9 protein-coding genes are annotated in these 13,605 nt (G+C 59.3%); 4 read left to right on the top strand and 5 right to left on the bottom strand.

Annotated features, from left to right (window positions below):
- Positions 1-72: 72 nt before the first annotated feature.
- The gene (locus H1D44_RS11310) at positions 73-1,656 is read left to right on the top strand and encodes an NCS2 family permease (protein WP_238984510.1); all 1,584 of its coding nucleotides are present in this window, start codon (positions 73-75) and stop codon (positions 1,654-1,656) included.
- A 216-nt stretch (positions 1,657-1,872) separates the two neighbouring features.
- On the opposite strand, the gene hglS is transcribed toward H1D44_RS11310, so the two are convergent.
- Together hglS and H1D44_RS11300 are read right to left on the bottom strand one after the other, a co-directional pair.
- A complete protein-coding gene (gene hglS / locus H1D44_RS11305; RefSeq protein WP_181514958.1) occupies positions 1,873-3,222 on the bottom strand; it encodes a 2-oxoadipate dioxygenase/decarboxylase HglS in 1,350 nt (449 codons plus the stop codon).
- 19 nt (positions 3,223-3,241) lie between these two features.
- Positions 3,242-4,495, bottom strand: coding sequence for a 2-aminoadipate transaminase (locus H1D44_RS11300; RefSeq protein ID WP_181514957.1), 1,254 nt, complete (start codon positions 4,493-4,495; stop codon positions 3,242-3,244).
- Positions 4,496-4,799: 304 nt separating this feature from the next.
- Between H1D44_RS11300 and H1D44_RS11295 the strand changes: the two genes are divergently transcribed.
- From H1D44_RS11295 to H1D44_RS11285, 3 genes are all read left to right on the top strand, one after another.
- Positions 4,800-5,795, top strand: a complete 996-nt coding sequence (locus tag H1D44_RS11295) for a TAXI family TRAP transporter solute-binding subunit (protein ID WP_181514956.1) — start codon at positions 4,800-4,802, stop codon at positions 5,793-5,795.
- A gap of 155 nt (positions 5,796-5,950) precedes the next feature.
- Positions 5,951-7,798 (top strand): TRAP transporter permease, encoded by a 1,848-nt coding sequence (locus tag H1D44_RS11290; protein ID WP_338073480.1) that lies wholly within the window; start codon positions 5,951-5,953, stop codon positions 7,796-7,798.
- Between the two features lie 80 nt (positions 7,799-7,878).
- Positions 7,879-8,760: a LysR substrate-binding domain-containing protein gene (locus H1D44_RS11285; RefSeq protein WP_181515016.1), complete on the top strand. Its 882-nt coding sequence runs from the start codon at positions 7,879-7,881 to the stop codon at positions 8,758-8,760.
- Between the two features lie 290 nt (positions 8,761-9,050).
- On the opposite strand, the gene nhaC is transcribed toward H1D44_RS11285, so the two are convergent.
- From nhaC to amaB, 3 genes are all read right to left on the bottom strand, one after another.
- Complete coding sequence (gene nhaC / locus H1D44_RS11280) at positions 9,051-10,607, bottom strand: Na+/H+ antiporter NhaC (protein ID WP_181514955.1); 1,557 nt, start codon at positions 10,605-10,607, stop codon at positions 9,051-9,053.
- Positions 10,608-10,684: 77 nt separating this feature from the next.
- Positions 10,685-11,965, bottom strand: coding sequence for an L-pipecolate oxidase (gene amaA, locus H1D44_RS11275; RefSeq protein ID WP_181514954.1), 1,281 nt, complete (start codon positions 11,963-11,965; stop codon positions 10,685-10,687).
- 131 nt (positions 11,966-12,096) lie between these two features.
- Positions 12,097-13,590 carry an L-piperidine-6-carboxylate dehydrogenase gene (gene amaB, locus H1D44_RS11270; protein WP_181514953.1) on the bottom strand — a complete coding sequence of 498 codons (1,494 nt, stop codon included), beginning with the start codon at positions 13,588-13,590 and terminating at the stop codon, positions 12,097-12,099.
- Between the last annotated feature and the right edge of the window lie 15 nt (positions 13,591-13,605).

Below are 13,605 nucleotides of genomic sequence, written 5' to 3'. Positions count from 1 at the left end.
TGACCAAACAGTCAGGACGAAGGCAGACTGAAGCTGCCTTGTATACAACCCCAAATACACAAGAGGCTCAACATGGCGGCTTCCCCCGTGCACTACCCTTGGTACAAGAAGGAGGACACCGACGCCTTCTTCGCCCTTTTTCAAAACAATATCGCGAATTTCGTCATCATTGCCATCACCATGCTGGGCATGGGCTTTCCTGCCTCGATCGTCTTCGGCCAGGTGCTGCCAGGCGCCGCCGTCGCGGTAATGATAGGCAATTTCTACTATGCATGGAGCGCGGCGCGGCTGGCTCGCAAGGAGAATCGAGCGGACGTCACCGCCCTCTCCTACGGCATCTCCACGCCGGTCATGTTCGTGTTCCTGTTCGGCGTGCTGCTCCCTGCGAAGCAGCTCACCGGCGATGCCGAACTGGCCTGGAAGGTCGCCGTCGCCGCCTGCTTCATCAGTGGCGCCATCGAAGCGTCTGTCAGCCTGATCGGGCGCTGGGTACAGTATCACCTTCCCCGAGCCGCCATGCTGGGCGCCGTGGCCGGCGTGGCGCTGACCTTCATCGCCGGCGAAATGCTGTTCAAGACGCTGGAAATGCCGGTCATCGGCCTGCTGGTCCTGGCCATCATCATTGTCGGGCTCATCGCCCGGGTGGCCATGCCCTTCCGCCTGCCGACCTCGCTGTTTGCCATCATTGTCGGCACTGCCATGGCCTATCTGATCGGGGATGCGGGCGGTGAGCGTTTCAGCGACGCCTTCACCCACCTCGGCTTCTATCCGCTGCTACCCAACCTGGCCTGGTTCGAAGGTCTGGGACTGCTCTTCACCGGGATGCTGGCAGTACTCACGGTAGTGCTGCCAATCACGCTCTACAACGCCATCGAGACCATGAACAATGTCGAAGCCATGGAAGCGGCGGGCGACAAATACGATGTTCGCGAGTGCCAGGCAGTCGACGGTGCCGGCACCATGCTGGGCGCCCTGTTCGGCGGCGTCTTCCCCACCACGGTCTACATTGCCACCGTGGGAGCCAAATGGATGGGAGCGGGACGCGGGTACAGCATCCTCAACGGTGCGGTCTACGCGATTGCCACCATGTTCGGTCTGATTGCCGCCATGGCCGCGATCATCCCGGTCTCGGTAGTGGCCCCGATCCTGGTCTTCGTCGGCATGTCGATGATCGCGACCGCCTTCCAGAGCAACGATACCCGCTATTACCCGGCCGTGGCCCTGGCCATGCTGCCCTACTTCGCCAACTACGTAATGACGCGCTTCAACAACGCTGCCGGTGAAGCCGTGGAAGGCATCTCGGCAGGCATCGTGCCGTTGGGCCAAGGTGCCATGTTCATGGCCATCTTGATTGGTGCCATGACTGTCTCGGTGATCGATCACCAGTTCCGTCGTGCCGCCGCCTTCGCCGGCGTCGCGGCCGGCTTCTCCTTCGTCGGGCTGATGCATGCCCCTGAGCTGGCCTTCAACGCCGCCTGGGACTTCACCTTGGGTTACCTGGTGATGGGCGCCCTTTTCCTCTACTTTGCCTGGCAGCAGGAGAAGCTGGCTGCCCCCCATTCGGCTGCATCGCGCGCTCCCGCCAGGCAGCGCAGCCGCCCGGAGCCGACTGAAGCGCCGCGTCCCCCGGCTCGTCGAGCCGGGGCGGAGCACTGATGATGGCCAGCCCCGGGCGTGGAAAAAAAAGAAGACGGGGGAGCTGCCTTCCCCGTCTTCTCACATCACCAGGCATGAGCTTGCGCCCTCAAGCGGCTCATGCAGCACGACCCAGCCTTCTTACCCTTTCGCGTGCCAGGGCCAGGCTTCTGCTGGGCTTACCAGCGATATGGCAGCCCCCCGTAGAACTGTGGCTATTGCAGCATGATTGTCCTGCTACCCAAGGGAGGCCAGGGCTTCCTTCAACGAGGCCTCTTGCCTGCGCTCATAGAGGGCCAGCTCGTCAGTGACCGCGACACCCAGCGCTTCTTCAAACTGTGCCTGGTTGGAATGGCTGGCGTACTCGTCTCTCACCCCATCACCCAGGTTGGACTGGAAAATCCCGGCTGCACTGACCGGCAGGAAGTCCTCGTAAGTTATCGGGCTGGCAACGAGGGCACCAGCTTCGATGAGCGCTTCCACACTCCCATCGGCAGCAGCGGATCGACGGCCAGGTACTGCCCGGTAATGATAGAAGGCCAGCCCTTCGCGTCGCAGCAGATCGTGACTGTCAGGAAAGTCGCGAAAAAACTGCGCCAGCTGGGCCTGGTGGGCGTCATTGTCCGCGGCGCCACCGCGCTTACGCGAGGCGTTGAGCAGGCTGTCATAAAGTGCTCTTCCTCGACGGGTCAGAGCCACGCCGCGCTGCTCGATCTCACCGAAGCGCGCCGTGTGACTTCCCTCCTCGTTACCCGCAAAGGTGATCGACTCTTCCAGTGCCTTGAAACTGGTCTGGCGTAACAGGATGGGGCAATCACGACGTGGTGGTCCCTCGACAATGGCCTTGGGGTCGATGCCCGCCCGGGGCATGCGCCGCTGGACTTCGTCAATGTCCAAAGTCCGCGGCGTGAGATGATTGATATGAGGGCCACGGAAGCAGACCACGTCAGCAATCAAGCGGTGCTCGTTGCTCAACGCCTGATAGGTCGCCAGGTCCACGGTTGCCTGCCGATGCCAACGGAAGGTCTCCAAGGCTTCATCGACAAAGTGCCTGGCCTGTTCTTCGTCCAGCCCGCCCTGAGCCTCGGCGGTCTCGATCAACTGCCGTGCGTCCGGCGTAAAGATGTCACGACCTGCCAGGACCTCTGCAGCTCGCTCGCGCAGCTCAGGCTGCTCGATCAACTCCAGGCGAAGCAATGAGGTGAAGACTCGGAACGGATTGCGTTTCAGGGCCTCATCGTCAACCGGTCGAAACGCCGTGGAATGCACCGGGACGCCCGCCACCGAGAGGTCGTAGTATCCCACTGGGTACATGCCCATCACGGCAAACAGCCGGCGCAGCATGGCCAACTCCTCAGGAGTACCTACGCGGATGGCGCCATGTCGCTCAACATCGAGCCGAGCCAACTCGCCGTTGGCCTCAAGCTCAGCTGCCAGTGCAGGGTCCGCATCAAGTACTTCACGATTCACCGTCTCGACCAGTTCAACCAGAGTGCCGTACTGTGGCACCTCCTGACGATACATCTCCGACATGGCGCGGGAAAACAGGTCGCGAATCTGATCCTGGGGGAGCCATGGGCTCATCATTTTCTTCTCCTATCAGGAATTAGGCCGTCAGGGTCTCGAGCGCCTGCTCAAGCAACGACAGGCCCTCTTCCAGCACTTCGGGTTCGATGGTAAGCGGCATCAGTAGCCGGAGGACGTTCTTGCGACGGCCGCTAGGCATCAGCAGCAAACCTCGCTCACGGGCCGACCTCAGCAGCTTTGCCAGGTGCAGCCCACCGCTGGCATAGTCAGTATCCTCAAGTACCAGGCCGCGCATGGCGCCAACGCCAGTCAGAGCACCAAGCATCGGAAAGCGTCCGCTGGCCTGCCATTTCTGATGTGCCGCCTCAATGCGACCCGCAAGGCGTTCCCCCCAGGCCGCAAGGCGCTCGTGGGTCATCTCTTGCATAACCACCTTCGCCGCAGCACAGGCGACAGCATTGCCTGAGTACGTACCACCTAGGCCGCCCTTGGGGAGGGAGTTCATGATCTCGGCGCGACCAGCCACCGCGGCCATCGGCAGACCGCCGGCCATACTCTTGCCCATCAACAGCAGATCAGGCTCGATGCCGAGGAAGCTGAAAGCGAAGGGGCGTCCGGTGCGACCGAAGCCGGATTGAATCTCGTCGATGATCAGCACTATTCCGTGGACGTTACAGATATCTCTCAGCCGCAGAGCAAAATCCCGATTCATCAGCCGGAAGCCCCCCTCTCCCTGTACGGGTTCGAGGATCACCGCTGCCACCTCGTCTGGCGGTAGCTCAACTTCAAATAGGCGTTCAAGCGCCACCAATGCTTCGTCGGTGTCTACGCCACCATCGCGGCTGGGAAAAGGCAGGTGGTATACAGGTCCCGGCAGGCTGCCCACCTGCTGTTTATAGGGGGCGACCTTGCCGTTGAGATTGAGCGCTGCCAGCGTCCTGCCATGAAAACCGTCGTCGAAGGCAATGACTGCCTGACGACGCGTATGACCACGAGCTACTTTCAGTGCATTCTCGGTGGCTTCAGCCCCACTATTGGTAAGCATAACGGTAAGCGGATAACTCACTGGCACGAAGGTCTGGAGCTTTTCCAGGACATCGAGATAGCCCCGGTGCGGTAGCGCGTTAAACGCGGAATGGGTCAATCTTTCAAGCTGCGCACTGGCTGCTTCCACGATGCCGGGATGGCAGTGCCCCAGATTGAGCACACCAATGCCGCCAACGAAATCAATGTAGCGACGCCCCTCTTCATCCCAGACCTCGGCGTTTCGTCCGCGCTCCAGGCATATGGGGTGGACTACGCCCATCGATTCGCTGACGTAGGGAAGATCCATAGCCTCGCCTCTCCTTGATTGAGGGTCCATGCAGACCCGACGGTGGGTCATGGGAGCATGTGGGCTTGCTTCCCCTCAAACGAAAAAAAGCGCGCTATGTATTCCATTATTTCAGCTGCGACTGAGTACCACGGGAAAGTAAAGAATTCACACCCTAAACCCATGACTTTTTGGAATAGGTAGGCAACTAATTTTCTTTTGCCTGATATAGCGGGACTTGCCGAGAATAGGCGGTCACGCTGGCAGCGCGGCCGCCCGGCTGCACGGACTGCCATGCCGACCTACAACAAGGAATGGAGTCGACATGAAACGCGCACTTCCCCTGTTTGCCCTGGGTGCAGCTATTCTGGTTGCCGGTTGCGGAAACGACGGCGGCAATACCCCCAATATCGCCATCGGCCCACCCGCCAGTACGACTCAAGGGGTCTCACAGCTGATTTTCGATGCCTACGGCATCGGCTCAGATAGCTACAACACTTATCAGGAAGGCTTTGGTGCCGCACTCGACGGGGTGCAGGATGGCAACATTGACGTCTCCATCGGCATTCTGGGTCTGCCCTCCGGCAGCATCGAGAACCTGCAGGCCGCCAGCGGCGACGTCCGTATGCTCAGCCTATCCGATGAGGCTATTGAGTATCTCGAGGCTAACAGCGACTACAGCCGATTCATCATTCCGAGCGACAGCTACGAATTCCTCAACGAGGACGTACAAACCATCACGGCATATGCAGTACTGGTGGGCAACACCAACACCATCAGCGAGGAGCTGGGCTACGAACTGGCCAGGCTCATGGTCGAGCACGCAGAGGAGAACACGCACTCCCAGTCTGCCTTCATGACCCTGGAAAACGCCCTGAACGGCGCCGACCACATGCCCATCCACCCGGGTGCCAAGCGCTACTACGAGGAGCAGGGCCTGACCGTCGACAACCCGGTAGCGGAACTGGGTGAGATCGAGGAAAAGCGCGAATTCATCCTTGGTACCGGCAGCCAGGGCGGCACCTACTATCCGTTGGGCGGCGAGATGGCGACCATCTGGAACCGCTACCTGGACAATGCCAACTTCACCAACATCGAGACCGGAGCCTCCATCGAAAACCTGGTGAGCATCCGCGACAACAACATGGACCTGGGCATGACGGTGCATGCACCCGCCCGAGATGCCGTGGAAGGCCGCGGCGAGTTTGATGGCGGCTCCGTCGGTAATGTCGCCTTCATCGGGCACATCTACCCGGAGGTCATCCAGATCGTTACCCGGGAAGCCTCTGGCATCGACTCGCTCGAAGACATCGGCCAGTGACCTGAACCACCCCGCCGCCGGGAGATCGCTCCGGCGGCGGGCTTTATAGAGGGACTTTTCGTGGTTAAAAAAAAACTCCTGACAGCGCCGAAGCGGTAGAAGTTTACGACCGCGAATCCTACACCCGCGACAACATTGGCAAGTGGGCGTGGCTAGTGACGCTGATGGGCGTCTCCCTCACCTGCTTTCACCTCTATACCGGCTACTTCGGCACGCTCCCTTCCCAGCAGCAAGGCGCCGTGCACCTGGGCCTGGCCTTGGGCATGATCTTCATCCTGTTCCCTGCGACTCGCGGCGGCAATCGGAAGGGAGTGCCTTGGTACGACGTCCTACTGGCCTTCGCGGCCACATTTACTGCGTACTACAAGATCCTGTTTTACGATGAGGTGCTTCGGGCGCGAATTACCGGTTACTCGACCCTGGACCTTACCGTGGCGGCTCTTGGCGTGCTCTTCGTGCTGGAGGCGACACGGCGCACAGTAGGCTTACCCATCGTTATCATGGCCAGCTGTGCCATTTTATATGCCCTGTTCGGCAACCACATCCCGAGCCAAATTCTGTCTCACCCAGGCTTCTCTTTCAGCCAGGTCTCGCCCTTCCTGTGGTTCCGCGAAAGTGGTGTTTTCGGCACCCCGCTGCAAATCTCGGCGCGATTCATCTTCCTGTTTCTGTTCTTTGGCGTTGTGCTGATGCACACCGGCGTAGGCCGCTTCTTCAATGACCTGGCATTTGCCCTTACCGGCCGCTTCACCGGTGGCGCCGGCAAGGCCGCGGTCATGGCCAGCTCCTTTCAGGGAATGATTTCAGGCAGTTCCATCGGGAACACCGTGGCCTCTGGCTCATTCACCATCCCCATGATGAAGAATGCTCGTTTCAAGCCAGAGGTAGCGGGCGCTGCCGAGGCCTCAGCCTCAACCGGCGGGCAGATCATGCCGCCTCTGATGGGAGCAGCTGCCTTCATCATGGTCGAGTACGTGGGAGTATCCTACCGCGAGATCATGTTTTCAGCGCTGATCCCGGCGCTACTCTACTTCGCCGGCATTTTCATTGGCGTGCACTTTGAAGCAAAACGCCACCGTATTCTCGGCCTTCCCAAGGAAGAACTGCCCAGCAAGACCAAGCTGATGCTGGAAAAAGGCTACATGTTGCTCCCGCTGCTGGTCATCGTGGGCACCATTACGGCCGGCTTCACCGCCCAACGGGCAGCCCTGATGGGCATCGCCTGCGCCCTGCTCGTCAGCCTGTTTCGCAAGGATACCCGCCCCTCGCTGAAAGGCCTGGTGACGATCTTCGAACAGGGTGCACGCGTGGCGCTGCCAGTAATAGCCGCGGTCGCTAGCGCCGGCATTATTGCCGGCGTGGTGGGCATGACCGGGCTGGGCTCGAAGTTCGCTGCTGGCATCATCAACCTGGCAGACGGGGTATTGATTCTAGCCTTACTCTTCACGATGGTGGCTTGCATCGTGCTCGGTATGGGTCTGCCCACCACGGCCAACTACGTGGTCACTGCCACTATCGCCGCCCCTGCCCTGATCAACGAATTCGGGCTGCCACCCATGGCGGTGCACCTGTTCGTATTCTACTTCGGGATAATCGCCGACATCACTCCACCAGTCTGCCTGGCGGCATTCGCCGGGGCCGGGATCGCCCGGGCCAATCCCATGAAGACAGGCTTTACCGCGGTCAAGCTGGCGATTGGTGCCTTTATCATCCCCTACGCCTTCATCTACAACCCGATGTTGGTCATGGTCGATGTCAATCCACTGGAGCTAATCATCGCCCTGCTGTTCTCACTACTAGGCATCATGGGAGTAAGCAGCGCACTGATCGGTCACTTCGTGCGAGATTCCCTGCCTTGGGAGCGTCTGGTAATGTTGGCGGCCGGCCTGGCCATGGTGGTGCCAGAGGTGACTACTAGTGGGGCAGGCCTGATGGGCATGGCCCTCATTGGTTGGCTGCAGCGCCGCCGGCCCAACCCGCCGGGACTCGCTCAGGCCACATGAGTCATGCAAGCCAACTGTCAGCGCGCCGGCAGAAAAGCGCCGGTGCGCGGTACGTTCAGAATGGAGTCGCGGCCCCATTGTTGTCTTCTCGCCACCTTCCTACCACCACAGCCATGCAATGCTTCGAGGCAGCAGCACGCCATCGCAGCTTCACGCGTGCCGCTGAAGAGCTGAGTCTGACACAGAGCGCCGTCAGCAAGCAGGTCGGTCAGCTGGAAGCCCACCTCCAGCACAAGCTGTTCCGTCGAGTACGACGTAGCCTGGTGCTGACGCCTGAAGGCGCCATCTATCTCAGCGACGTACGCAAGGTGCTGACCCAGATAGCCATGTCGACTCAAGCGATCATGACCTACAGCGGTAACAGCGAAGTGCTGAAAGTGGCTACTCTGCCAAGCTTCGGTGCAAGTTGGCTTGCCCATCGCCTGCCGTCCTTCATGCAGGCCCATCCAGACATCAGTCTGGAATTCACCAACCGTGTCGAAGACTTCAGCCTGGTAGAACAGGGCATAGACGTCGCGTTCTTCTACGGGCATGGAAGCTGGCCCGAGCTGGAATGCCACAAGCTGATGGACGAAGAGGTGGTAGCAGTTGCCGCTCCATCACTGCTGGCCCAGCATCCAGTGGGATGTGCCGGCGACATTGCCGAGCTGCCGCTTTTACACCTTTCAACCCGCCCCGACGCCTGGCACCTTTGGTTTGCAGCGCAAGGCCTGCAGACGGACCGCAGCTACCACGGTAGCCGTTTCGAGACCTTTTCAATGCTGCTCCACACTGCCATGGCCGGCGGGGGAGTTGCGGTGGTGCCTCGTTTTATAGCTCAACAGGCCCTGGATCGCGGTCAGGTAGTCCTCGCCTGGCCTTACGCGCTGAAAAGCGCCAGCGCCTACTACCTGGTCCATCCTGAACAACTCGGCGAACTGTCCAAGGTACGTCATTTCGTGCAACACATCTTACGCTCATAATGTACTGCCCCCTGGTTTCGGCTTACTCTACGCCGCTAATGACGGGTATGCTCGGATGCCATACAACCCAATAACTGTTGTGGCCGCTCTTCATTTTAAGTACCGGACTCAGCGGGTGATCATCGCTCCTGCCTGGCCCAGCGATACGAACCAATGCTGCCGAATCCATGGCCCTAAAAATGCTATCGTTTTGACAAGAATGGTCGACTACCTGAATGAAAAGGCAACTTGCCAGGATTACCCAACAAGATGCCTTAACTTTTTCGCCTCTTCTTCAATCGTTCTGTGGCTCAGCGACCCAATGCAGAGGCAGGGGCAGGATTCTCATCCGGCTGATGAGCCGAAACAGCAGCCTCAGCAGCAGCTCCCAAATCATCGCGTGTGGCAATGGGTTCTTGTTGTTCTTGCCATAACCGCTGTTCGGCCTCGCTGGCCTTGGGTGAAAAGAGGCCAAACTGGGCATATAAGACACCGATCAGGGGTGAAGTCCAACAGGCAAAGGCCAGCGGAATATACAACAGGTTTTCGACATTGCCCTCGGTAATACCCAGCCCAAGCACGCTGATAACGAAGGCCCCGCCGGCATTCCACGGCACCAGCGGCGACATCATTGTCCCACCCTCCTCAATGGCACGAGATAGGTTTAGCGTCGAATAGCCCATTCCTCGGTAAGTCGGCGCATACATGCGACCCGGCAAGGCAATTGAAAGGTAGGGATCGCCGGCGACCAGGTTGGTAGAGAGGGACGTAAGCATGGCTGAGTTCTGTACGCCTCTAAAGCTGCGCACCTTGGACATGATCGCCCGAATGATCGCCTCCAGGCAGCCGGTTTTCTCCAGCGCACCGCCAAAGCCCAGTGCAATCAAAACTAGCGAAACGGTCCACATCATCGACTGGATACCACCGCTGCTAAGTAGGCTGTCCATCGCCTCGACACCGGTCTCGATGGTGTACCCGTAGTTGGCATAGGTCACTACTTCATGCAAGCCGACTCCCTGTACCATCATGGCGGTCACCGCACCGGCAACAACACCAGCAAACAGCGAGGGAATTGGGGGCATGCGCTTGACTGCCAGTACGATGACAAGCAATGCCGGTAACAACAACCAGGGGGAGATTGTAAAATTTTCATCCAAGGATGAGGTGATCGCGTTGATTCGTGCGAATGATGCCGCCTGGTCGCCAATCAGCATAAAGCCCGCGACAAGGTAGATGACCAAAGCGATAAGCATCGCCGGAGTCGTAGTCGGCATCAAATTCTTGATGTGAGAAAAAACATCCGTACCTGTCACTGCCGGTGCCAAATTGGTCGTGTCGGAAAGCGGCGAGACCTTGTCACCAAAGAAGGCTCCCGAGACGACCGCGCCCGCAGTCCAGTACATTGGAATGTCAAAGCCTGCGCCGATGCCCATCAGCGCAAGGCCCACCGTGCCGACGGTACCCCAGGAGGTACCCAGCGACAGAGATACAACCGAGCACAGCAACATGGAGGCGGCAAGAAAGTAGGCTGGTGACAGCAAGGTCAAGCCGTAGTAGATAAGGCTTGGCACGGTGCCACTGGCAATCCACACGCCAATGATCATGCCAACACAGATCAGAACGGAAACCGAAGGCAGCGATACGTGTATGACACGAAAGATGCCTTCTTCGATGCGTTTCCAGCGATAGCCGAGCCTGAGTCCTACAAGTGAAGTAATGGCCAGGCCAAAAGCAAGGGGTATATGTGGTGTGAAATCACCAAAGTAGAAAATCTGCACCGCGATGGCAAAAAGCGTCAATACCACGGGCGTCAAGGCCAGCAGAAGGCTTGGCTTGGGATATGGCTTAGATACGGCCGGGTCGGTCATGATGTCGTCCTCAGCGTTGTTTTAAGTTATCGCTGTTATTGGCTAGTGAATTGTCGTATTGCTTCCACCCTGCCCCTTCAGATCAGTACCCTGAGGCATTGGCCGGTGTGATAGAGAGTGAACCCTCCTTCGTAGGATGAGCTCCACAAGGGTTTTGCCTGGATGGGTTTGGGGGTCCGGATCGGCAAGGGAAGCAAGGTGTCGTCGCCATGAGTCAAGTACCGAGCAAATCCTTTTCCCACAACTGTGCCGGTGGTGATGCCGCGTCCGTTGTAGCCGGTAGCAGCCAGGATGCCGGGCGCCGGTTCGAAAAGGCGCAGCGTGTGGTCGGGCGTGAAGGCAATCCGTCCGGTCCAGGTGCGCTCCCAGTCGATGCGGCCAAGCTGGGGAAAGTAATGCCCCTGGATGCGATCCGCCCAGCAGCGGACATAGGCCCTGGGTCGCCCATCGCCACGCCCAAGGGTTCCCAGGATCAAGCGACCATCTGCATCACGCCGAATACTGCTCAGCACCTTCCGCGTATCCCAGGCCCCTTGCCGTTCGGGCAAAATGTCACCAGCGAGCTCGTCCGATAGCGGGGCGGACGCAACCTGGAAGAAGTGGCCTGGGAAATAGTGTTGCCGGACTTGGTTCCAATCATCTTCGGTGTAAGCATTAGTGGCAAGCACCAGACGTGCCGCCGTCACTCTGCCCCTTGGGGTCGTGACCCTCCAGCTGTCCCCCACGCGAGCCACACCCAAGGCCGGACTGCGGGCATAGAGGAGCGCCCCGGCAGCTATTGCGGCCCGAGCCAGGCCTCGGGTATAAGCGACGGGATTGATGGTGCCAGCTCGGCGATCCAGTAGCGCACGCTGTATCCGCCGGGTGCCGATCTTACTCCAGCACACGTCATCTTCGATCAGCTCCACCGGCGCACCACGCTTCTGAAACTGTTCGGCCCGCCGCGCAAGCTCCCGTTCACCCTTGGTATTGTGAGCAAGGTGCAGCGTACCACTGCGGGTCGCCTGACATTGGATGCCGTGGAGCTCGATGAGTGCAAAGACCTCGGCAGGTGCGCCGCCGAGGATGGCATTGACCCGCTCCCCATCCTGCTCGCCCAAGGCATTACAGATATCATCAGGTGGGATCCACAACCCGGCATTCACCAGACCGACATTGCGACCCGAGCCGCCGCTGGGAATCTCACCCGCCTCCACCAACGTGACCGCTGTTCCCGCCTCGGCGAGATGAAGCGCTGTGCTCAGCCCAGTGATCCCCCCACCGATAACCGCTACCTCAGAAGTCTGGGGGCCTTCGAGAGCAGTCAGTTCCGGCAATGGCTCGGGTGACGTATCTTGCCAGAGGCACGCCTCTTTCATGCCACACCTCCATTTCTGCTGTCCAAGCAACAGGCGTCCTTGCCTACAACAATATCGCTATAAGTCAAACGTCAGCGAGGCCAGTTACCTCCGCTCTGGCGGAACTGACGCCTTATTGCGTGCTTGCGCGCTTAGTCGAACTGGATACCTTGTGCTAGTGGCAGTTCGCGCGAGTAATTCACGGTGTTGGTCTGACGCCGCATGTAACTCTTCCAGACGTCTGAGCCCGACTCACGGCCGCCACCAGTCTCCTTTTCGCCGCCGAAGGCACCACCGATTTCTGCACCACTCGGGCCGATATTGACATTGGCGATACCACAATCGCTGCCGATATCTGAGACAAAGGTTTCAGCTTCGCGTACATCGGTGGTAAAGATGCAAGAAGAGAGCCCTTGCGGTACGTCATTCTGCAGGGCCAAGGCTTCCTCGAAGTCGCGATAAGTCAAGACGTAGAGGATAGGCGCGAATGTCTCGCTCTTGACCAGCTCGTTTTGTTTCTCGACCTCGACAATGGCGGGCGCCACGTAGTAGCCATTGGGATAATCGTCGGCCAACTGACGTTCGCCACCGTAGATCTTGGCCCCCTGCTCACGTGCTTTGCCAAGTACCGACTGCATCTGGTCGAAAGCTTGAGCATCTATCAGCGGGCCAACCAAACTACCCGACATCGGATCACCGATGCTGATGTTGGCGTATGCTTTCTTAACCCTCTCAAGCACCTCGTCGCGTACGGATTCATGCACGATGAGCCGGCGCAGCGTGGTGCAGCGTTGCCCGGCGGTACCCACGGCTGAGAACAGGATCGCGCGCACCGCCATGTCCAAATCGGCACTGGGGGTAAGAATCATGGCATTGTTGCCACCCAGCTCAAGGATACTGCGCCCGAAGCGAGCGGCGACACGGGGGGCTACCTCACGACCCATGCGCGTACTGCCGGTAGCGCTGATCAGCGGGACACGCGGGTCATCGGTGAGCACTTCACCGGCCTCGCGCTCGCCGATGATGACTTGACTGAGATATTGAGGCGCATCATCGCCAAACTCCTCCATGGCACGCTCAAGCAACGCCTGACAGGCCAGTGCGCAGAGCGGTGTCTTCTCTGAGGGTTTCCACAACAGGCTGTTGCCACATACCAGTGCCAGGGCGGCGTTCCATGCCCATGGTGCCACCGGGAAGTTGAAAGCGGTGATCAGGCCGATCGGGCCAAGTGGATGCCAGCTCTCACGCATGTGGTGCCCGGGCCGCTCGGAGGCAATCGTCAACCCATAGAGTTGGCGGGACTGGCCGACGGCGAGATCGCAGATATCGATCATCTCCTGGACTTCACCCAGGCCTTCCTGATAGATCTTACCGCACTCCAGGGTCACCAGTTTGCCGAGATCTTCCTTGTGACGACGTAGTTGCTCGCCGAACAGGCGTACTAGTTCTCCGCGGCGCGGTGCCGGAACCTGGCGCCAGGCTTCGAAAGCCACTTGAGCACGATGAATGCGCGACTTGACCTCTTCACCACCCTCCAGGCGAACTCGACCGATCTCGCTGCCATCGGTGGGCGAGACTACGGAGTAGTCTCCATCTCGGTAAAGAGATTCCGCCACACCCATTCGCTGCATGATGGTATCGATCATTCTCCCTCCTACTGC

It is taken from the genome of Billgrantia kenyensis (assembly GCF_013697085.1).
Classification (GTDB): Bacteria; Pseudomonadota; Gammaproteobacteria; order Pseudomonadales; family Halomonadaceae; genus Halomonas; species Halomonas kenyensis.
This window is presented reverse-complemented; position numbering and strand designations above follow the sequence as displayed.

Coding starts and splice junctions, on each gene's coding strand:
- amaB (WP_181514953.1), bottom strand. CDS start 13,590: ATGATCGATACCATCATGCAGCGAATGGGTGTGGCGGAATCTCTTTAC.
- H1D44_RS11295 (WP_181514956.1), top strand. CDS start 4,800: ATGAAACGCGCACTTCCCCTGTTTGCCCTGGGTGCAGCTATTCTGGTT.
- nhaC (WP_181514955.1), bottom strand. CDS start 10,607: ATGACCGACCCGGCCGTATCTAAGCCATATCCCAAGCCAAGCCTTCTG.
- H1D44_RS11300 (WP_181514957.1), bottom strand. CDS start 4,495: ATGGATCTTCCCTACGTCAGCGAATCGATGGGCGTAGTCCACCCCATA.
- H1D44_RS11310 (WP_238984510.1), top strand. CDS start 73: ATGGCGGCTTCCCCCGTGCACTACCCTTGGTACAAGAAGGAGGACACC.
- amaA (WP_181514954.1), bottom strand. CDS start 11,965: ATGAAAGAGGCGTGCCTCTGGCAAGATACGTCACCCGAGCCATTGCCG.
- hglS (WP_181514958.1), bottom strand. CDS start 3,222: ATGATGAGCCCATGGCTCCCCCAGGATCAGATTCGCGACCTGTTTTCC.